This is a genomic window from Thermomicrobium roseum DSM 5159 (assembly GCF_000021685.1).
GTDB classification, from domain to species: domain Bacteria; phylum Chloroflexota; class Chloroflexia; order Thermomicrobiales; family Thermomicrobiaceae; genus Thermomicrobium; species Thermomicrobium roseum.
In genome coordinates, this window is sequence record NC_011961.1 from 327658 (window position 1) to 347541 (window position 19884).

Genomic DNA, 19884 nt, shown 5'->3' on the forward strand with positions numbered 1-19884 from the left:
CCCTCCCGTCTCGTCATCACAGGAAGAAGGAAAGGTTGCGCACCTGAAGGACACTGTGATCGATGATGATGGTGCGATGAGCGATCCTCCAGCCATCCTGGGTGTGCCGCAGCCGATCTTGGCGGTGGGTGGAGACGAACTCGATATCCGGTAACTCGCCGCGGGTTCGGATCACCAGGACGTTGTATCGGGCAGTGACCTCCTGCTGGTTTTCTGGGAGGTCATTGCTTCGGGACGTGATCAGGAGATTGGAGAGATAGTATCGGACTCGCGACGGTGGGTCTTCGGCCCACGCATATTCGGTGTTGAGTCGTGCAATACGGACAGCGAGCGTTTCCTTGGTGTCGTCGAAGAGTCGACCAGTCGGTGAGAGTTCCCACGCGGCTCCGCGTTCTCTCGTCACGCGAATAGGCACCTCGTACACGGCATCATCCGTAAACAGGGCCAGCCAATCATCATATTTGCGTTCCGACAGAAGAAGGGCTTCATACGAAAGGAACTGGTACAGTTCATGATAAAGCTTGATGTAATCCAGATCGATTGCTGGCAACGGAATGTCCTGCAGAAGCATGGTTCGCTCCTTTCGCGCCCTGGTCTAGCCGATACGTCATTCAGCTGCGCTCGCGTGCTTGGTAGGGTAGAACGCTGGTGGCACCTTCGTCGGATCGACGCGCTCCCCTGGCGGAGTGAGGAGATAATTCAGCCAGGTACCCCAGAGGTTACGGAAGCCGATCTCGGTCACGTATGGCGTAAATGCGTAGCCTGGGCCAGGAAAGTCGGACAGCGGTTCCCAGTCCAATCCCTGGAGATAGGCGAGCTCGAAGGTATCGGCGTTGAATGCGGCGTTTTGCCGCGAGAGGTTCGTCCAGTTTTCGAAGTCGTCCTGCTCGAACGTACCGGCTGCTCCGAAGGCGAGGCTGTAGACGCGGTAGATCTCCCGCTTGAGTTCTGGTGAGATGTGCTTGGGTACGAGACACCACGTCCACATTTCGATGCGGCCTGGCCCGCGTGGATGCCACAAGCGCATGGTACAGAACTTGAGCCCTGGCTTCCCCGGTGTCAGGCTGAATGGCTGGATGAGGAACGAGAGATTGGGGAAGACGGTTGCGACTGCCATCCGAGCGTCGCGGAAGACGGAGATTTGCTCAGGGGTCAGTGCTTGTTGGTATCCCTCTACGACCTCCGGGGGAAATCCCGGGAACGGGGGAAGACCTGGCGTGTGACCGATGCCGATGCAGTGACCGCGCCCGGGAATATGGGCAGCGAAGCCCATGAAATGCGTGCGACCGGTGGAGGGATAGAAGCCGAGAGCGAAACCGAACTGGTGCGCAACCGGCGTATGATAGCCGTCACCACCGAAATTCTCGGCGCAGATCTTCCAGTCGGTGTCGGCGACCCAACGCTCGGGCGGTGCGTAGACTTCGGTCCCCTCTGGTCCGGGACGCAGGAAGAAGTCGAGATAGAACTGAAAACCTCCAAGATAGGTCTCGAGAGAGTCTGCGTTCGGATCGAGCGTCCCGAAAATGAGACCAGCGTAGGTATCGATGCGAACAGGATGCAATCCCCATTCATTCTTGTCTAGCTGACCGCGGTAGACTTCGCGGTGGTACGGGACACCGACGAGTTCTCCTGTGTTCTTGAAAGTCCAACCGTGATACGAGCAGCGGAAGTGGGAAGCATTGCCCATTTCGGCCTTGCAAACTTGATTGCCCCGGTGGGTACAAGCATTTCGGAATGCACGGATCTGCCCGTGTTCGTCGCGGACCACTATGACCGATAGGTCAGCGATCCACCGGAGAACATAATCACCCGGTTGGGGAATTTCGGACTCATGAGCGAGGAACACCCAGGCTCGGGAAAAGAGGCGTTCCTTCTCGAGCTGGTAGACCTGCGGGTCGTTGAAGATCTTGGCCGGTATACGCCCCTTGGGGAGGGTCTCCCGCATTTTGACGAGATACTCCGGGATCGTCGTCATGGCCCACCTCCATCGGACGTTGTCTCCCAGACACTACGCGGTGGTCGCCGCGCGTGCCTTCAGACGCTCAGCAACTTCCTGCCGCACCTGCTGCCACCGGCGCACATGCTCGAGCGTGGACTCGACGTGTTGCTCAGGAAGGAGATCCATGTAGTAAGGCGGCCGACTCGGACCGGGCTTGATATAACCGGCAGCCTCGTAGCGGAGACGCTCGAGCTGAATGTTGTAGCGTGCGAACTCGGGGAAGTCTCGGCTAACGATGAACGGTTCATGGGCCCAGAGGATGCGCTCGGCGATCCAGCGGCCTTCGGTCAGATCGTTGGCGAGAAGGACGTCTCGGAGATAGAGCACTGGCTCGGGGCCGCAGGTAGCTGTCGTGCTCCAGCATCCCGGCACGCGTTCACCGTAGAGGCTGTAGGCGAAGAACCAGATGCACTCGATCGGGAAGAGTTTGATCCGGTCGCCGACTGCCTGGAGATCGTTATGGTAGCGGAAACCGATCGCTGCGCCCCCGGCATACTTCACTGCGACGACCTGAGGAATTCGCGACAAGGCTTCGTAGACTTCGGTGGGAATGATTCCGCGGAACGCAGCTGTATTATCGTAAACGCAGATCGCCAGATCGGGGACAGCTTCCGCGACATCTTGGTAAAAGCGGATCATCGTTTTCGCGGTCATCTCCGACCACATCGGCCGGCCAAGGAGAACGCCTGGAGCACCGATATCGCGAAGAAATCGCATCCGATCGATCGTGTCGCGGGTATTGAGCGTCGTGGCTCCGATGAAGAGCGGGAAATCCGGATCGTGCGCGCGAACGGTTTCGACGACGACACTCGCGAATGCCTTCCATTCCTCGAGCGTGAGTGTCGCCATTTCCCCGAGTGTGCCGTTGGTCGCGATGCTGTCGACGCCATCCTGGAGGAGTTGCTTGATCATCCGTTCGGTCTCGTCCAAGTCGACCGTGTCCCGGGCGTCAATATCTCCAGCATTCGGCTTGGCAGGCGTCGGTGGATACGCCATGATGCCGCGGAGATCGCTGGCACCGATGCGCGGGAAAGCCATCGATGAACTCCTTTCGCGTCGAATACGGACCTACTGATAGAGAATCTCGATCACCAGTTGGCGTTCTCGAAACGCCGCTGATCGCTACTCGGCAGGCAAGTGTGCACCTCCTTACTGAATACCAAAGGTTATTTCTAGCAGCTCCGTGCTTGACATTGAGCTGTCCGTCTCCGGGTTGTGACTGGTGTCTAAGTGCGAGAGACGTTGGAGGAGAGCTGCAAAGGCGTTACGGATATGCAGGCGCGCGAGATTCTCCGCAAGTACCGGATTGCGCTCGCAAAGTGCTCGAGTAAGATCCTCGATCTCGTTGAAGCTGCGGAGAAGGCGACCAGGAGCTTGCAGCGATGTCGAGCGTAGGAAGCGGAAGTGCCACTGCAGCGAGTTGAGGAAATCGGCGAGTACCGGGTTGCGGGCGCCTTCGATGATGATCGCGTAGTATCTGTTCTTGCACAGGAGATACTGCGTAACGTTACCTGCGTACGCCGCGGCCCGCAGGCATTCCAGCTCGTCTTTCAGCCGTTGAAGCTCGTCGTCAGTTGCGCGCAAGGCAAAGAGAGATGCCGCGAGACCCTCTAGAACTTCGCGCAGCTCGTAGATCGCCCGTGCGCGGTTCGTGTCGAACTCGGGAACGGTCAGATGCCCACGTGAGTCACGTTGCAACAATCCGACGGTCTCGAGTTCACGAAGGGCTTCGCGCAACGTCGCTCGGGAAATGCCTAACTGCGAGGCGAGTGCACGCTCGGTGATGCGCATTCCTGGACGGAGCTGCCGCTTCGCAATAGCCTCCTGCAAGATAGCCGTAGCCATACTCCGGGTCGGAGCGATGATCCGATTGACTCGTGGCAGATTCTGCATGAGTTCGTCCTCCTACACACACTATACCGTCTGATGGTCTGACCGTCAAGACCATCAGTCAGCAATTGCCGCGTTCGCGAGTCTGACGATTCGACATCACGATCGGGATGGCCGGTATTCGTCGCGTCGGGCGCGTTGTTTTACCTTTCGACCTCAGCCCAGATGCGAAAGGTCCGTCTCGAGACGAATCGTGTCCTGCTCGGAAAGCCCCGAAGGACCACGTAGGCGCGAACAACGGTCTCGCGACAGATCGCGCGCTCGAACCGGTCACCGTTCTGACCGCAGACGCGCTTCCTCCTCGTGACTTGCTCTCTCCGAACCGGCAGCGGGTGAGGGGAGCGGGGTGGGAAGCGGCGTGGGGTGGTGGAGTGGGCTGCCGGTCGCGGCTCGTCCGGTGCGAGGGAGGAGCGGCGGGGCTGGGGGGCTGGTGTGGGCGCCGTGCACAGAAGCGGACGAGCCGGAGTGGGCGCGCTGCCCACTCCGGCTTGCTGGGGTGCCTGGGGGATGGTCAGTGCGGGGTCGCGGCGCGCTCGCGCTTGTCCATGACGGCGGTGGAATGGCCGGCATCGAGGCGGGCGGCGGGGTCGAGGAAGACGACGGCGTGGTTGACGGCGGTGATGGCTTCGGCGACGCCGGTGGCGATCAGCTTGAACTTGCCGGGGTAGGTGGCGACGTCACCAGCGGCGAAGACGCCGGGGAGGCCGGTGCTCATGGTGCGGGGATCGACGACGATGCTGTTGCGCTCGATGGTAAGGCCCCAGGCGGTGAGGGGGCCGAGGTCGGCGGCGAAGCCGATGGCGACGATGAGGGCCTGGGCGGGGAGGGTCCGTTCCTCGCCGGTGCGGGTCTGATGGATCACCACGTGCTCGAGCCAGGTGTTGCCGCGGACCTCCTTGACTTCCCAGAAGGGGTAGTAGAGGGTGACGGGGGCCTGATGAAGTTGCTGGACGGAGCGCTCGTGGGCGCGGAACTTGGAGCGGTGGACGAGGGTGGTGGAGCGGGCGAGGGGGGCGAGGGCCAGGGCCCAATCGACGGCGGAATCGCCGCCGCCGACGACGACCACGTCCTGGTCGCGGAACGACTCGAGGGAGCGGACGAGGTAGGTGACGCCGCGGCCCTCGAAGGTGCGGATGCCGGGGGCGTCGAGGCGTTTGGGCTCGAAGGAGCCGATACCGGCGCAGATGATGACGGTGCGGGTGTAGTGGGTGGCCTTGTCGGTGGTGAGGCGGTAGTAGCCGTGGTCGGGGAGCCAGGTGAGGGACTGGGCGGTTTCCTCCAGGCAGGGGACGGCGCCGGTGGAGAGGCCCTGTTCGACGGCGCCGCGGACGTAGTCTTTGGCCAGGACCTTGGGGAAGCCGGCGACGTCGTAGATGTACTTTTCGGGGTAGACGGCGATGAGCTGGCCGCCCAGTTCGGGGAGGGAGTCGATGATCTTGGTTTTGAGGCCGCGCATGCCGGCGTAGAAGGCGGCAAACAACCCGACCGGCCCCCCACCGATGATCGTCGTGTCGAAGACGTCGTGCACTGCCATCGTTTCATCACCTCCGCACCAATCGTGGTGCACCTGTTCCGAACACCATCGGTCGGAAGCAGGTCCCCGCAGGGAACGCACATCGACGATACAGTATAACCTGTTGCGACCGGCGCACGCTATCCGCGCGCCGAATGGGCGATCGGATAGCCGGCAGGACCGGAGGCGGCGCGCTGAAATGGACCGCGTGCGACACCCCAGTCGACCGCAGGAGCAGGTTCGCCGGCCGGGTGATCGGGTCGTGCGGCGTGCCGTCGCACCGCGTGAAGCGGTACGCTTGCCCAAACCACGGCAGCCACGACGGCCCCGGCCGATCGCGTTCCGGCTGGTTCTCGGCTTTGCCGGTTTGATTCTGACCGGAACGCTCCTTTTGAGTCTCCCCTTCGCTGCGGCTGACGGACAGCGCGCCGGAGTGATCGATGCGCTCTTCACGGCAACCTCAGCGGTTTGCGTGACAGGGCTCGTGGTCCGCGATACAGCGACGAACTGGAGCGGCTTCGGCCAGGCAGTCATTCTCCTGCTGATCCAGCTGGGAGGATTCGGCTTCGCAACGAGTGCGACGCTCCTGCTCGCTTTGCTCGGTGTTCGTCCGACGCTGCGTGATCGCTTGGCCTGCGGGATGAGTTTGGGCGAAGCGGGACCCGGCGGGGTGGTGCGGCTTTTGCGCCGTCTCGCCGGGCTGACGCTGGCGATCGAAGTAGCCGGTGCGATCGCGCTCTTGCCCGCTGCTTTGGCTGCCACCGGTTCTCTCGGGAGCGGCCTCTGGTGGGCGGTGTTTCACAGTGTCTCCGCGTTCAACAATGCGGGTTTCGACGTGGTGGGGGGCTTCCGCTCCCTCACGCCCTACCAGCGGGAACCGCTCGTGCTGGTACCGGTCGCGATCCTGGTGATCCTCGGGGGCCTGAGCTTCGCGGTGATTTCCGATGTCGTCCGCGAGCGTCGCTGGGGTCGCTTGACGCTGGACAGCAAGCTGGTCCTCGTGACGACAGCGAGCCTGCTCATCACCGGAACGCTCCTTTTCCTCGCGTTCGAGTGGAGTAACCCGCGTACCTTGGGACCACTTCCTTGGCCGGACAAGGTTCTGAACGCCTTCTTCCATGCGGTCGTGCCGCGCACCGCCGGCTTCAACTCGCTGGATGTCGCGCACCTGAACGATGAATCGCTTTTCGTGACGATCGGGCTGATGTTCGTCGGAGGAGCCAGTGGGTCGTTCGCGGGGGGCATCAAGGTGCAGAGTTTCGCGGTCCTGCTCCTCGCGGTGTGGGCGGTTCTCCGGGGCCGCCCGCACGTGGCTGCCTTCGGTCGGGAGGTCGCGAGCGAGTTCGTCTTCCGCGCGATGGCGATCGCCTTGCTCGCAGTGGCACTCGTGTTTTTGGCCAGTTTCGTGATCTCGCTGATCGAGCCGTTCGGGTTACTCGCGATCTGGTTCGAGACGACCTCGGCCTTTGGGACGGTCGGCTTGAGCACGGGGATCACGCCGCAGTTGCACGACGCGAGCAAGGTGGTGCTCGTCGCGACGATGTTCGCCGGGCGATTGGGGCCGCTCACGTTGGCGCTCGCCTTGGCGGAGCGGGCGCGGCCAGAGCCGATCCGCTATGCTCGGACAGCGATCGCACTCGGCTGATTGGCATGGTCGCCGTCGCTGCACCCACCGCTTCCTGGCCTCGTCCTGCAGGGTTGACGGGCACAGAGAACGTGCGTAGGCTTCAGGACGCGTCCGGTTTGGAGCGATGACCGGCGCGAGAACGGGCATCCACTGTGGATGGTTCACCTCGGCCAACGCATCCGAGTCGCCCCCGATCAGGAGTGCGGCGTCCCGGAGATCGCATTGTCCGCCGCGAACCGTTGCCGAGCGAAGTGATCCGGCTCCGTCTCGTGCCGCGTCGCCGGATCACGCTTCCCCTGCTCGTGGTCCTGTGGCTCATCCTGGGTGGAGCAGTGATGATCGGTATGCTGCTGCTGCGCTGGCCGGCGACCTGGCAGCATGCCGAGGGACCATCGTGGTGGGAAGCGTTTTTCACTGCCCTGTCCGCGACGTGTACGGCTGGCTTTGCTCCCCTGGATGTGGCGACGACCTGGAACCGCTGGGGCCAGCTGGTGATCCTGCTGCTCGTCGAGGCTGGCGGCTTGGCCTATGTCGCGATAGCGGTCCTCCTGCTGTCAGGGATCGTGCGGCGCACGACCGTCTACGAAGCGCACCACGTACTCGGAATGCGGCTCGGGGAGGAGCAGCTCGGTGAACTCTGGCCGCTCGTCCGTCGCCTGCTGGTCGCGACACTCCTCGTCCAGTTCGGTGGCATGCTGCTCCTCTTGCCAGCGAGCTGGCGGGAACACCAAGACGGTGCTTCTGCGCTGTGGTGGGCCATGGCGACGGCAGTCACGGCTTTTCACAACGCTGGTTTCGATTTCGAGCCGGGCTACCGCGGATTGGCCGCGTATCAGCGTGACTGGGGGGTAGTGCTTCCGGTCGCCATGCTGGTGCTCATCGGATCGATCGGCTTTCCGACGCTCTCGGATCTCGTAACGCGGCGCTCCTGGCGCCGGCTCTATCCAGATACGCGACTCGTGCTGGTGACGACCGCGCTTCTGCTTTCGATCGGGACACTGGGGATCTGGTTTCTGGAGCGCTCGAATGCGGCGACACTAGCCGGTGTACCGTGGTATCAACAACTGCTCGACGCCTTTTCGGTGGCGGTGAGCCGGACCGGTGGCCCACGGGTGATCGATACGCGGATGCTGGGAGAAGAGACGTCGTTCTTACTCGGGGGGCTGACATTCATCGGTGGGGCGAGCGGCTCAGTCGCTGGCGGCGTGAAAGTCCAAACGTTCAGCTTGCTCCTCTTGGCGATTCTGGCGACGATCCGTGGCAGCCAACGAGTCGTCGCTTTTAGCCGCGAGGTGCCGGATCGCCAGGTCTTCCGTGCCCTGTCCATCGCGGTGTTCGCGCTCTCGGTGACGTTCGCTGGGACAGTCTGGCTCGCCTTTCTCGTTCCCTACACATTGCCGGTGATCTGGCTGTTGGTCGTCCAGGCTTTCAGCTTGGCGGGCGCCGAAAGCGAACTCCTGGCTGCACTGGGAACGCCCGGTCAGCTCGTGCTGGCGTTCCTGATCGTCCTGGGACGCTTCGGCCCGCTCGGGTTGGCGCTGATCTTCGCGACGCAGGTTCCGCGGGAAACGGTGCATTACGCTCGAGAAACGGTGCGACTGGGCTAGGGGGTGGGGATGCGGAAACAGTTCATGGTCCTCGGTGTCGGTCGATTCGGCAGTGCCGTCGCGATCGAGCTCGAGCGACTCGGGCACGAGGTCTTGGCGATCGATCGATCCGAGCGGGCTATCGAGGCAGTAGCCGACTATGTGACGCACGCGGTCACGGCGGATGTCACCGATCTGGAGGTGCTCCGAACGCTCGGGGCGCAGGATTTCGACGCTGCCGTGGTCGCGATCGGGGCAGACGAGCGCTCGAGTATCATGGCGACGGTACTGCTCAAGAAGCTCGGCGTCCGCTTCGTCCTCGCCAAGGCGCAGAACCAGCTGCACGGCGATATTCTGACGATGGTCGGCGCCGACCGCGTGGTCTATCCGGAGCGCGAGACAGGCATTCGGGTCGCTCATAGTCTGACGATGCCGCTGGCGAAAGATTATTTCGACGTCGGACCAGGTTATGGTCTTGCCAAAGTAGTGGTCGATCAGCGGATGGCGGGCAAGACACTGGCAGAACTGGACCTGCGAGAGCGGTTCGGGGTCACGCCGCTTTTCCTCCGGCGCGGTGATCGCGTCATCATGAACCCTCACCGCGAGGAACGCTTGCAAGTCGGTGATGAGCTGACGATCGCTGGCCGAGACGAGCAGCTGCAGCAGGTGCTGCTGCTCTAGCGTGATCGGAGGAACCAGCGGTGCGGAGGACAGGAAAAGGCGAGGTGACATCATGAAGTTGGCGCGGATTCTCGTCGATGGGACGCCGACTGCAGTGGTCGTCGAGGACGGAGTGGCCTACGAGGCACACGGTGACTGGTTCGTTGGCGAGCCACGCCGTGGACGAGAACTCGGGCTCTTCGAAGCGTTCACGGTGCTCCCACCGGTCGAGCGGCCGAGCAAGATCGTCGCGGTGGGGCTGAATTATGCGGCGCACGTGACCGAGAACGACCCCAGCCGAAAGATCCCAGACGAGCCGGTGCTGTTCCTCAAGCCACCCAGTGCCTTGCTCGGCCACGGCGGAACGATTCTCCTTCCACCAGGGAACCGGATCGACTACGAGGCAGAACTGTGCCTCGTCATCGGGCGGCGGGAGCAGCGCGTGCCGGAACCGTCCGCACTCGACTATGTACTCGGGTACACGTGCGGCAACGATGTGAGTCACCGTGACCTGCAATACAAGGACGGGCAATGGGTGCGGGGAAAGGGGTTCGACACGTTTTGCCCGCTCGGCCCGTGGATCGAAACGGAACTCGATCCCAGTGATCTCGCCATCGTCTCGCGTCTGAACGGAGAACCCCGCCAGAACAGCCGGACAAGCCAGATGCTCTTTCCCCCCGCCTTTCTCGTTTCCTTCATTTCACAGGTCATGACGCTCGAGCCGGGTGATGTGATCATGACGGGGACACCGTACGGGGTCGGTCCCATGGTTCCTGGCGACGTGATCGAGGTGGAGATCGAGGGGATCGGCGTGCTCCGGAACCTGGTTGGTGCGCGCGAAGACCGTCGTTGAGGAGGGTGCGGTGGCCGAGTCACCGGACTGGCTTCGCTTTTTCTCGTTGATCGGCCGCCTGAAGACGCTCCGCCGGCAAGGTTGGATCGATCGTGGTGTGCACGAGCCGGAGTCGGTCGCGGACCACAGCTTCCGGCTGGCGCTCATGGCGTGGGTGCTGGCACAGGTGCGTCCCGACTTGAATGCCGAGCGTGCGGCGGTCATCGCGCTCGTCCACGATGTCGCGGAGGCGATCGCTGGTGACTGGACGCCCTTCGATGCAGCGTTGCGCGCGGGGGCCGACCGTCAGCGACTCTTCCGGCAGCGACCACGTTACGATCCGGAGGCAGAAGCGCAGAAGGCGGCAGCCGAGCGTGCGGCGCTCCAGGAGTTGGCGGAGTTGCTCCCAGCGTCGGTCGGGCAGCGCTTGCTCCAGACGTGGGAAGAGTACGAGACGGGTCATTCCGCCGAAGGGCGCTTCGTGCGTCAGCTGGACAAGATCGAGACCGTCTGGCAAGCGCTCGAGTATCGGGCACGGCAACCTGAGCTGATCGTCGACTCGTTCGTCCTCGGGGCACTCGAGGAGGTGACCGATCCGGCCCTGCGCGACCTCCTGGTGGCAGCCCTCGCCGCAGCAGGTTGGAGCGTGTCCGAAGGGGCCTGAAGGACGGAGCCGGCTCGCGTGCGACCCGACGAAAGGAGGGGGCGATGCCGCTGCTGGGCGAGTTCGTGATCATCCTGGCGTTGCTGGCTCTGAACGGCTATCTCGCGGCAGCGGAGATCGCGGTCGTCTCGGTGCGCCGGGCTCATCTCCACGCCTTGGCCGAGGAGGGCGACGCTGCTGCTCGGCTCGTCTTGCGACTGCTCGAGCAGCCTTCCCGATTGCTCGCGACGATCCAGGTCGGTGTGACGCTGGCGACCTTCTTCACCTCAGCGGTCGGAGCTGTCTCGCTGGCCGAGCCACTGGGGACCGCGCTCGCGCGCCTGCCGATCGGCAGAGACCAGGCCGCGGCGATGGCGCTCGTCATGGTGACGGTCAGTCTCTCGTTTACCAGTATCGTGCTCGGTGAGCTGGTCCCCAAGACACTCGCAGTGCAGCACGCTGAACGGCTCGCGCTGCTCAGTGCGCGACCGCTGGCCTGGCTGGCTCGGATCGCGGCGCCGATCGTGTGGTTGCTTTCCGGCGCGACGAATGTCGTTCTGCGGGTACTGGGTGTCCGGCATCCTGGTCGGGTGCCGAGCGTGACGCGCGAAGAGCTCTTGACGCTCCTGGACGTGGCGGCGAGCGAAGGAGCGGTCAGTCGCGAGGAGGCTCGCCTCGTCGAGGACGCGTTCGAGTTCGGGGAAATTACCGTACGGACCGTCATGATTCCGCGCGTCGATATGGTCACTGTGCCCGCGGATGCTCCACTCGAGCAGGCGGTCGAGCAGTTCTTCCGGACCGGACTGTCGCGTCTACCGGTCGTCGGGGAATCGCCGGACGACGTCCGGGGTATCCTCTATGTCAAAGATGTGTTTCGCATCGTGTGGCAGCAGCCGGAAGCGAGGACGCAGCCCTGCCACCGCTTCGCGCGTCCGGCCGTCTATGTCCCTGAACATACGCCAGCCCGACAGGCGTTGCGCCTGCTCCGGATGCGTCGCACCAAGATCGCCATCGTGGTCGACGAGTTCGGTGGAGTCGCTGGCTTGGTCACGCTCGAGGATCTGCTCGAGCGGATTGTCGGCGAGATCGCGGACGAGTTCGATCCGGACTACGAACCATTGCGTGAGATCGCCCCGGGCGTGCTGGAAGTGGATGGGCGCGTCTCGTTGGACGAACTCCTGGATCGGCTGGAGTTGGACGAGGAAGAGCTCGGTGCCGAGTTCGAGGCGGAATCGGTGGGTGGGGTGATCACCGAGTGCTTGGGCCGCTTCCCAGAGGTCGGTGACGTCGTCAAACTCGGGTCGCTCGAGCTGGAAGTGCGCTCGATGGAGGGACGCCGGGTCCGACTGGTGCGGGTGACGTATCGACCAGAGTCGCGCGAAGAGACGGGGCTGGAGAACTGAGACGGTTCCGGTCGCGCTCTCATCCCAGACAGGTTAGGACAACGGATGCGATGCTCGCGGCAGGTTGCCGAGGGGTGCTTCTCCCCCGGCTCGACCGTCGCGGTGCGGCTCCGCGTGACCGGAAAACGTAAATGGTGCGAGACCGGATGCGTCGGCGGAGCACGGGCAGCAGGGTGATTGCGCGCGCTCCGATCGAGCGTCTTTCCAAGCAGGATCGCGGCGTCCGGCAACGGGGGCGGGCGGACGCGATCGGATAACTCTGCCGGCACGCCGAGGCGTGTTGCAGCGTGCCGACGGGGTGCGTTTGCCGGTGACGTGCCCTGTGCTTCCTGAGAAGTCGCTGCTCCGAGTTGTCGCCTGGGGTCGCGTCTTGTGTGGAGTCTCTCGTCTTGCTACACTGCGAGTATCGATCGGCGGTTCGATCGAGTGCCGACCCAGCGAGGTGAGTCGTGCAGCAGCCCGGACGGACGATCGTCGGCGTTGCGCTCGCCCTGCTCGTGCTCGTCGTTGCGACGACGGTCCTCGTGCTGCTCGTCGAGCGCCGAGGCCCCCCACAGTATCCGCCGGACTCACCGGAAGCAGCGGTCATGACGTACATCGAAGCGCTGCGTCGCAATGACCCAGAGCAAGTACTCGCTTCGCTTTCCAGCGGAGCCCGACGCGTCCTGGAGCAGCGCGAACGGATCGAACCCTACTACGATTTCAAAGCCGAACTCCGTGGTGCGAGCGAAAACTTGCGGACGGCTCGCGTGCGGATCGACGGAGTCGAGATTCGCGGCGAGCGGGCGGTGGTGACGCTGTCGATCGAGCGGACTAGTGCAGGACTCGAGCCGGGCTTCCCGTTTCCCATCGTCGACGGTGGTTCCTACTCCTATCAGCGGACACTCGTTCTGGTCCGCGAGGACGGGACGTGGAAAATCGACGAACTCACTTTCTACCTGTGACACCGGTGCGACCAGCAGGTAAGCCGGGGGAGCGCTGAACATGGCGATCGCTCGCCGGTTGTATCTCTACGGTATCGCCGCCATTGCGCTCGCCGTCTGGGCGGTCGGCGCGGTGCGCCTCCTGCGGGAACTGGGCATGGCGCTGTGGGAACTGCTGGGGCGACCGGCGGTGACCGGGGATCCAGAGGCGTTCCGCGCTCGACTGAGTCTCAGCGTCGCGCTCCTGCTCGTCGGTTTTCCCATCTGGGCTGTGCACTGGTGGTTGGTCGAGCGTGCTGTGAGGATGGATGCGGCCGAACAACGATCCGCGGTTCGTGCCGCGTTTCTCGCTGCTGTTCTGGCGGCGACGTTCGGTTTTTGGCTGGCAAGCGTGGTGGAGCTCGTTCGCCTGGCGCTCCTCTGGCTGTTTGGTGTCTCCGAACCAGGCGTCATGAGCGTTCCCCGTGTGCTGGACGAGCTGGCGGTCTTGGCCGTGGCCGGGACCCTCTGGCTGGGACACGCGCGACTCGCCCGGAAAGAACAGCGCGATCCGCAGAGAAGGGAACTGGCAGATTGGTTACCGCGCCTGTACGGGTACGGTGCAGCGGCGACTGGGCTCGTCGTGCTCGTCGTCGCGACCGCGAATCTCTTGCGCATCGGACTCGATGCCGTGCTGCTTCCCGACGCGGTTACCGGCACGCTCCGCTTTGCACTGGCGAGTGCGATCGGCCTGCTGGTTGGGGGTATTCTCGCTTGGAGCGTCCACTGGGCCGAAGCGCTCAGTCTGGTGTCGGCCTCGTCTCCAGTGGCCGAGCGCGAGCTCCGCTCGCTCGTCCGCTGGACGTATCTTGGATTCATCGTGTTCGTGAGCTTTTTGGCTGTACTGGTCGCCTGTGCAGCTGTGCTGGACGATGTTCTAGCCTGGATGCTGGGAATCCCGGATGGAGAAAGCCGTCAACGTGTGCGTCAGCTGCTCGATCCGGTGACGTGGCTGCTGCCGGCTGCCTTCTCGTGGTTCTATCACCGGCGCGTCATGCAACAGGAAGCTGCGGTTCTGGCGGGGCATCCGAGCGCTGGACCGGACTGGGCACGCGGCGTTTCCCGCTTTCTAGTCTACCTTTCTGCCTTCGCCAGTCTTGCCCTGGCTGTGCTCGGGCTCGGCGGGTTGGTCGGGCTGCTTCTCCAGGCGCTCATCGCTGCCGTGACGACCGTACCGTTGGGAACCTGGCGTCCCGACTTGGCATTTCAACTGCCACCGGCAGTGGTCGGTGGCGTCGCCTGGCTGGTGCTCTGGCGGGACGTGCTGGAGCGTTCGCTGCGGGAACCGGAGTCGGAGCGCACTAGCCTGAGTCGGCGAGTTTACCTTTACGGCGCGCTCGGCTCGAGCGTTTTGGTGATCCTGGGTACAGCCGGTTTCGTGCTCTACCAACTCATCAGTGCCGTGCTCGGTATCCGAGAAGCAGCCACTGCCCTCTCGGAGGCTGCACCGGCTTTCGGTTTCACGCTGGTCGCGCTCGGAGTACTTGTCTACCATGGAGCAGTGTTGCGAGCGGACACGCGCGCAGCGGCTCCTCGGCCAGCGAGCATGGCTGTTCGGCTCATCCTGCGTCTCCCGCCGGAAAGCGACGTGGATGCGGTGATCCGTGAATTAGCCGATCATGTGCCACCAGGAGCGACGCTCGAGCGAGCGAACTGAAGCGGACGACCACGCTGGCGCTCGAGATCGCAGAGTGCGTGCAAGAGGGCGATGGCGAAGAGTTCCCGGCGCTGGCGTCGCCCTCCGGTAAGGAGGGCGACAGTGCCACCTTCACTGGGCATCGAGGTCATACCGAGCGCGCGGAGGGCGCTGGCGAGTTCTTCCCCATGCAGCACGCGCTCGGCGACCGCCGGTGGAAGAGCGAATCGCTCCGCGCCCCCGATGCCCACGCAGCCGTCGCGGTCGACGACGACTGCCCAACTGACGGCGTAGAGGCGCCCCAGCGGGCCAGCGGCCACACCCGATTCGAGCCCGATGCCGTAGTCGGCATCTGCGCTGTCGCGAACGACTCGTGCGCGCGCGAGCGCTCCAGCCACCGTCTCCTCGTCGCTGAGCGGTTGGGCCCGCACACCGCTCGGCACGCTGAGGCAGTGCAACTCCCAACGCGACCAGAAAAGGGGTGCGATCTCCTGAACCGCTGCGCGTTTCGCGGGTTGCTTCGAGCCGAGTGCTAACCGGATAGAGGGCGACGGCGTGTGCATGGCTCAGGCGACCTCGCGTCGCAGCGTGGTCATGGCCAGAACGAGCATCAGAAGGGCGAAACCGGTGAGGAAGGCGAGGTGAGGGAGAAGATCGTCGAGCCCGTGTCCGCGCAGCATGACAGAGCGTAGGGCATCGTTTGCCCAAGTGAGCGGGAGCACGCGAGCTACCCACTGGAGTGGACGCGGCAAGCTGGTAACGGGCCAGATGATCCCGGACAGGAGCCCCTGCAGCGAGATGACGAGCGGGATGAACTGGACGACCTGAAGCTCCGTGCGAGCGAAGGTCGAGAGGAAGATACCGAGATTGACCGCACCGAGCGTGAGGAGCACGGTCAGAACGATGACCAGCCAGAGCGCGCCGACGGTGTGGACACGCAAGACGTACACCGTGAAGAGAACGGTCAGGATCGACTGGATGAGTGCGTAAAAGGCGAACCCGAGCATGTAGCCGAGCACGATCTCCGCGCGGTCGAGCGGGGAGACGATGAGTCGCTCGATGCTTCCGTGTAGACGTTCGCGGAGGAAGGAGACCGACGTGAGCAGGAAAACGAAGAAAAAGGCGAAAAAGCCGATGAAGACCGGCGCGAACGTGTCGAGCTCGTCGAAAACGGGACTCCCGGTCACGTAGTCGATGCGGAGATGGAGCTGGCTACTCCCACCGCCAGTCGCCCGCAGCGCTGCCTGCACGAGTGCTTGGCTGACGATCGCACTCACTTGGCGCGCTTGTCCGGGTTGGGAACCATCGAGGACGAGACGCGCGGTCGGCCCTTGAGCACTCGACTCGAGAAAGACGGCACCAGCGATCCGGCCAGCGCGGACGCGGGCGATCGCCTCATCGGGTGCCATCGGTTCGACACGCACGGGGAAAGTGGCGAGTTCGCGAGCGATCGCCTCTCCTCCCGGTGTGTCCGGCGGGCTCAGCGCGATCGAGGGAGTTCGAGCGCTGCCACGGTAGACGTAGCCGAGGAGCGCGAGAATGACGAGCGGGGCGAGGAAGATGAGTGCGAGTGAGCGGCGGTCGCGACGAATCTGCCGGATGATGCGGAGCGAGATGGCCAGGACGCGCTGCCAGCTCATCGCGCCGGCTCCACGGGAAGGATCGGCTGGCCGGCCAGAACGAGGAAGGCGTCTTCCAGTGACTCCTGGCCGGTCGCTGCCCGCAGGGCAGCTGGCGTGTCGCTGGCCAGCAGTCGGCCGTTACGCAGGAAGCCGAGGAGATCACAGCGTTCCGCCTCGTCCATGCTGTGGGTCGAAATGAGCAGCGTCGTGCCGGCCGAAGCCAAGGTGCGGAAGCGCTGCCAGAGCACGCGTCGCAAGAGTGGGTCGAGTCCGATGGTCGGCTCGTCCAGAACGAGGAGATCGGGCTCATGGAGGAGCGCGATGGCCAAGGAAGCACGCTGCAGCATGCCGGTCGAGAAGCGATACAAAGGATGATCGAGCCAGGCGAGCAGGTCGAGGTCGGTGGCGAGCTCGTCGATCCGATGCTCGAGCTGTTGGCGCGGCACGCGATAGACAGCGCCGAAGAACGCGAGATTTTCGCGCAGGGTCAGATCGGGATAGAGGGCCGGTGACTGTGGCATGTAGCCGATCCGTGCAGCGATCTTCCGATCGGGCATCGGTGTGCCGAAAATGAGCAGACGTCCCTCGCTGGGGCGCAGTGCCCCAACCACCATGCGGAGAAACGTCGTCTTGCCGGAACCACTCGGCCCGAGCAGGCCGTAGATCACCCCACGAGGAATCACGACCGAGAGACGGTCGATCGCGCGCAGTGGACCGAAGATGCGGGAGACCCCCTCCGCGACGATCGCGGCGTCGCTCGCTTCGGTGAGGAGCGCGAGGCTGACCATCGTTGCCTGCCCTTCGGGTCGAGCTGGCATTGCGGCAACGTTCCCTGCTGACGGAAGCATAACTGAGTGGGAGCGAAACTGCAGGATGCGCAGCGACGCGGAACGTCGGCTGGCGAGCAGCGCTGGTCGGGAGGCTGGTGAACGGAACATGGTCAGCACGTTGACCCGGACCCATCCCCGTGAGCTCTCCTCGACCGCTCGCGAAGGTGAACCGTGATCGTTTCAACAAGACGTTCACGACATCGGACAAGCCGGTAGGGCAGTTCTGGTAGGATCGTTTGGGAGAAGCGCGAGAGAAGAAGCAAAAGGCGAGCCTTCCGTGCTTTTGTGTCGTGCAGAGTCGCTCGCTCTGTTGCGTGAGCAAGAGTTCGATGTCCTAGTCATCGGGGGTGGAATAACCGGTGCCGGTGTCGCCTTCGATGCTGCTGCGCGAGGGTTACGGGTTGCGCTCGTCGAGGGGCGCGATTTCGTAGGAGGCACGAGCCGCTGGTCGACCAAGCTCGTGCATGGAGGTATTCGCTACCTGCCCCAGTTCGATATCGGGTTAGTTCGCGAAGCGCTGATCGAACGGGGACGACTCCTGGCGAACGCGCCGCTTCTGGTCGAGCCGTTGCCATTTCTTTTGCCTTTGTACCGCTTCAATCGCCGGCCGCTCGGAATCGGGTGGTTGCCGCAACAGTCTGCCCTACAGCCCCTCCTGATCCGTGCAGGGTTATTGACCTATGATCTTCTGGCCGGAGGTCTCAACGTGGGGCGACATCGCAGTGTCCCATCCGCCCGATTCGCGGAGTGGGCACCGTTGGTGCGAACGCAGGATCTCCTGGCGGCCTATTCCTACTACGATGCGCGGACAGAGGACGCGCGACTCGTCTTCGATGTCTTGGCATCAGCAGTCGAGCAGGGTGCGGTGGTCGTCAACCACGCGCCTGTGATCGGCTTCGAGAAAGCAGGCGGGGGATTGGTGGCAGCCTGGATCCGCGACGAGTTGGTCAACGAAGAGTTCGCGGTGCGTGCCAGGGTATTCGTGAATGCGACCGGGATCTGGGGCGAGGAATTGGAGCGCTTGACCGGTGAGCTACCACAGGTGCACATCGCGCCGAGCAAAGGAGTACATCTCGTTCTCCCGAGCGAGCGAGTCGGTCTGAAAGACGCGGCGATCGTGCTCCCGGAAACGGATGATGGGCGTCTCCTGTTCCTGGTGCCGTATCGACCGTATGGGGAGGTCGCTATTCTGGGCACGACCGACACCGGTTCCGGGCCGCTGGATGCGCCGGTCGCGACCGACGCGGATATCGACTACCTGCTGGACCACGCCAATCGCTACCTCGAGACCACGTTGACGCGCGCCGATGTCATCAGCGCGTATGCGGGTTACCGTCCCCTGATCCGGCGCGGACTCGCCGAGACAACGGCACGCTTGTCCAGATCGCACGAGCTGGTCGAACACGCCAACGGGTTGATCTCAATCCTGGGAGGAAAGCTCACGACATTCCGCGCTATGGCCGAGGAGACCGTCGATGCCGCGGAGCGAGGGTTGGGTCGGCCGATCTGGCACGTGACCGCTCAGCTGACGCTGGCTCGACGCCGGGACTGGAAGCAGGTCGTCGAGACCGTGACCGTGCGCGCACGGGAGATGGGGCTCGAGGCGCATGTCCCCTGGTTGCTGCGCGGTTACGGCGCGGCAGCACACACCGTCCTCGACATCGCGGCAGGAGACTACCGACTGGCTCGACCGCTGGTGGACGGCCTACCGTATTTGTGGGCTGAAGTCGTTCACGCCTGTCGGTACGAGCAAGCCTGCCATATCGATGACGTGTTGGAGCGCCGCACGTTCGTACTGTTCCTGGACTGGCATCATGGGCTGCGCGTCGCCGAGCAGGTCAGTGAGCTGATGGCGCAGGAACTCGGATGGTCGGCGGAGCAACGTCAGCTCGAGGTCGAGCGGTACCGGCGACGTGTCCTACAGTGTTGTGGTGCTGAGCACGGTATCGCTACGCGTCTCGACTCTGGTTCCGTCTCGCTCCCATGGCGTACGTGATCGATCGCAAGAGGGCGGGGATCACGGTCGGGAAGCAGTCGAGCTCTGTTCGACGGAGTCGAAAGGAGGGAAGGAAAGCGTCCGGTGGACGGACTTCTCGGGAAACGGATGAGAACCCTCATCCTGCTTTCGCTGGGAGCGGTGCCGTCGCAGCTGTTTCGCTGGTTCGTTCGAAGACCCGAGGCTCCGCCTGGAACGCGATCAAGGCTGGGTGAGCGTTTGCCATCGTCGTTGCGACCCTGGCGACTGGGCGCATCAGTGGAGTGTCTCTCGTTCCTGTCGTCACGCTCGCTTTGGCCTTTCCCGGGTAGTTCTCCCGGAGTGTTGCCCGCACCATATCATCGGTTCGATCGTCGAGGCGTTCCTCGTTGCGGTGCTGGTCCGGTTCGCTCGTCTGCCTCAGCCGACGATATTCGATGGTGCTGGGTTCGAGGGGACAGCGCTCTCGACTGCGCGAGCTATCCGCGACGATCTATCGTCGTATCTGGTCACTGACATCATCGACGCAGCAAGACGCGTTTTCGGTGTTCGGGGGATCTTGCCCAATGAACTGGTGAGTGGCGTGGGGCCGCTTCTGTGGAATCCCTGCTTGGAGGTATCGGGATGTCCCGTCACCGCTCGACCAGGTATGGCATCGGTCGTGGCCGGATTTCGGGGATGGGCAGCGCGCAGGCGATCTGGCCGA

The 19884-nt window shown here is 63.7% G+C and carries 17 protein-coding genes; 9 read left to right on the forward strand and 8 right to left on the reverse strand.

From position 1 onward, the window contains the following. Positions 1-16 precede the first annotated feature (16 nt). From TRD_RS10735 to TRD_RS10755, 5 genes are all read right to left on the reverse strand, one after another. A complete protein-coding gene (locus TRD_RS10735) occupies positions 17-571 on the reverse strand; it encodes an aromatic-ring-hydroxylating dioxygenase subunit beta (protein WP_012642504.1) in 555 nt (184 codons plus the stop codon). A gap of 36 nt (positions 572-607) precedes the next feature. Beyond that, on the reverse strand, positions 608-1975 hold the full coding sequence (locus tag TRD_RS10740; protein ID WP_012642890.1) for an aromatic ring-hydroxylating dioxygenase subunit alpha: 1368 nt from the start codon (positions 1973-1975) through the stop codon (positions 608-610). A gap of 33 nt (positions 1976-2008) precedes the next feature. Beyond that, positions 2009-3037: a dihydrodipicolinate synthase family protein gene (locus TRD_RS10745; RefSeq protein ID WP_012642744.1), complete on the reverse strand. Its 1029-nt coding sequence runs from the start codon at positions 3035-3037 to the stop codon at positions 2009-2011. Positions 3038-3148: 111 nt separating this feature from the next. Next, positions 3149-3892, reverse strand: coding sequence for a GntR family transcriptional regulator (locus TRD_RS10750; protein WP_012643152.1), 744 nt, complete (start codon positions 3890-3892; stop codon positions 3149-3151). A gap of 508 nt (positions 3893-4400) precedes the next feature. Continuing rightward, positions 4401-5423 carry an NAD(P)/FAD-dependent oxidoreductase gene (locus TRD_RS10755; RefSeq protein ID WP_012642475.1) on the reverse strand — a complete coding sequence of 341 codons (1023 nt, stop codon included), beginning with the start codon at positions 5421-5423 and terminating at the stop codon, positions 4401-4403. Between the two features lie 178 nt (positions 5424-5601). Here TRD_RS10755 and TRD_RS10760 point away from each other — a divergent pair, with 178 nt between their 5' ends. The 8 genes from TRD_RS10760 (at position 5602) to TRD_RS10795 (ending at position 14772) form a co-directional block, all read left to right on the forward strand. Next, positions 5602-7047 carry a TrkH family potassium uptake protein gene (locus TRD_RS10760; protein WP_012642839.1) on the forward strand — a complete coding sequence of 482 codons (1446 nt, stop codon included), beginning with the start codon at positions 5602-5604 and terminating at the stop codon, positions 7045-7047. A gap of 182 nt (positions 7048-7229) precedes the next feature. Beyond that, positions 7230-8636, forward strand: coding sequence for a potassium transporter TrkG (locus TRD_RS10765; RefSeq protein ID WP_012643200.1), 1407 nt, complete (start codon positions 7230-7232; stop codon positions 8634-8636). Positions 8637-8645: 9 nt separating this feature from the next. Further along, a complete protein-coding gene (locus TRD_RS10770; protein ID WP_041437272.1) occupies positions 8646-9296 on the forward strand; it encodes a potassium channel family protein in 651 nt (216 codons plus the stop codon). 52 nt (positions 9297-9348) lie between these two features. Continuing rightward, positions 9349-10128 carry a fumarylacetoacetate hydrolase family protein gene (locus tag TRD_RS10775; protein ID WP_012642805.1) on the forward strand — a complete coding sequence of 260 codons (780 nt, stop codon included), beginning with the start codon at positions 9349-9351 and terminating at the stop codon, positions 10126-10128. A 10-nt stretch (positions 10129-10138) separates the two neighbouring features. Beyond that, positions 10139-10771, forward strand: a complete 633-nt coding sequence (locus TRD_RS10780; RefSeq protein WP_012642664.1) for an HD domain-containing protein — start codon at positions 10139-10141, stop codon at positions 10769-10771. A gap of 44 nt (positions 10772-10815) precedes the next feature. Then, entirely contained in the window at positions 10816-12153 is a 1338-nt protein-coding gene (locus TRD_RS10785; protein ID WP_012642558.1) for a hemolysin family protein, read from the forward strand. Between the two features lie 449 nt (positions 12154-12602). Continuing rightward, positions 12603-13097 carry a nuclear transport factor 2 family protein gene (locus TRD_RS10790; protein ID WP_012642396.1) on the forward strand — a complete coding sequence of 165 codons (495 nt, stop codon included), beginning with the start codon at positions 12603-12605 and terminating at the stop codon, positions 13095-13097. 40 nt (positions 13098-13137) lie between these two features. Beyond that, complete coding sequence (locus tag TRD_RS10795; protein ID WP_012643087.1) at positions 13138-14772, forward strand: DUF5671 domain-containing protein; 1635 nt, start codon at positions 13138-13140, stop codon at positions 14770-14772. Here TRD_RS10795 and TRD_RS10800 read toward each other — a convergent pair. From TRD_RS10800 to TRD_RS10810, 3 genes are read right to left on the reverse strand one after another with little or no spacing between them, the layout of a single operon-like run. After that, positions 14733-15314 carry a DUF84 family protein gene (locus tag TRD_RS10800; RefSeq protein ID WP_012643232.1) on the reverse strand — a complete coding sequence of 194 codons (582 nt, stop codon included), beginning with the start codon at positions 15312-15314 and terminating at the stop codon, positions 14733-14735. The genes TRD_RS10795 and TRD_RS10800 overlap by 40 nt on opposite strands. A gap of 3 nt (positions 15315-15317) precedes the next feature. Then, the gene (locus tag TRD_RS13880) at positions 15318-16391 is read right to left on the reverse strand and encodes an ABC transporter permease (RefSeq protein WP_012642993.1); all 1074 of its coding nucleotides are present in this window, start codon (positions 16389-16391) and stop codon (positions 15318-15320) included. Next, on the reverse strand, positions 16388-17161 hold the full coding sequence (locus TRD_RS10810; RefSeq protein WP_143714779.1) for an ABC transporter ATP-binding protein: 774 nt from the start codon (positions 17159-17161) through the stop codon (positions 16388-16390). The genes TRD_RS13880 and TRD_RS10810 overlap by 4 nt, the downstream gene beginning before the upstream one ends. Positions 17162-17480: 319 nt before the next feature. Here TRD_RS10810 and TRD_RS10815 point away from each other — a divergent pair, with 319 nt between their 5' ends. After that, positions 17481-19199: a glycerol-3-phosphate dehydrogenase/oxidase gene (locus TRD_RS10815; protein ID WP_012642746.1), complete on the forward strand. Its 1719-nt coding sequence runs from the start codon at positions 17481-17483 to the stop codon at positions 19197-19199. The last annotated feature ends 685 nt before the right edge of the window (positions 19200-19884 follow it).

Bases quoted from the DNA above. Each gene is read 5' to 3' on its own strand.
- TRD_RS10735 (WP_012642504.1), bottom strand. From the start codon at position 571: ATGCTTCTGCAGGACATTCCGTTGCCAGCAATCGATCTGGATTACATC.
- TRD_RS10740 (WP_012642890.1), bottom strand. From the start codon at position 1,975: ATGACGACGATCCCGGAGTATCTCGTCAAAATGCGGGAGACCCTCCCC.
- TRD_RS10745 (WP_012642744.1), bottom strand. From the start codon at position 3,037: ATGGCTTTCCCGCGCATCGGTGCCAGCGATCTCCGCGGCATCATGGCG.
- TRD_RS10750 (WP_012643152.1), bottom strand. From the start codon at position 3,892: ATGCAGAATCTGCCACGAGTCAATCGGATCATCGCTCCGACCCGGAGT.
- TRD_RS10755 (WP_012642475.1), bottom strand. From the start codon at position 5,423: ATGGCAGTGCACGACGTCTTCGACACGACGATCATCGGTGGGGGGCCG.
- TRD_RS10760 (WP_012642839.1), top strand. From the start codon at position 5,602: ATGGACCGCGTGCGACACCCCAGTCGACCGCAGGAGCAGGTTCGCCGG.
- TRD_RS10770 (WP_041437272.1), top strand. From the start codon at position 8,646: ATGCGGAAACAGTTCATGGTCCTCGGTGTCGGTCGATTCGGCAGTGCC.
- TRD_RS10775 (WP_012642805.1), top strand. From the start codon at position 9,349: ATGAAGTTGGCGCGGATTCTCGTCGATGGGACGCCGACTGCAGTGGTC.
- TRD_RS10785 (WP_012642558.1), top strand. From the start codon at position 10,816: ATGCCGCTGCTGGGCGAGTTCGTGATCATCCTGGCGTTGCTGGCTCTG.
- TRD_RS10795 (WP_012643087.1), top strand. From the start codon at position 13,138: ATGGCGATCGCTCGCCGGTTGTATCTCTACGGTATCGCCGCCATTGCG.
- TRD_RS10800 (WP_012643232.1), bottom strand. From the start codon at position 15,314: ATGCACACGCCGTCGCCCTCTATCCGGTTAGCACTCGGCTCGAAGCAA.
- TRD_RS13880 (WP_012642993.1), bottom strand. From the start codon at position 16,391: ATGAGCTGGCAGCGCGTCCTGGCCATCTCGCTCCGCATCATCCGGCAG.
- TRD_RS10810 (WP_143714779.1), bottom strand. From the start codon at position 17,161: ATGGTCAGCCTCGCGCTCCTCACCGAAGCGAGCGACGCCGCGATCGTC.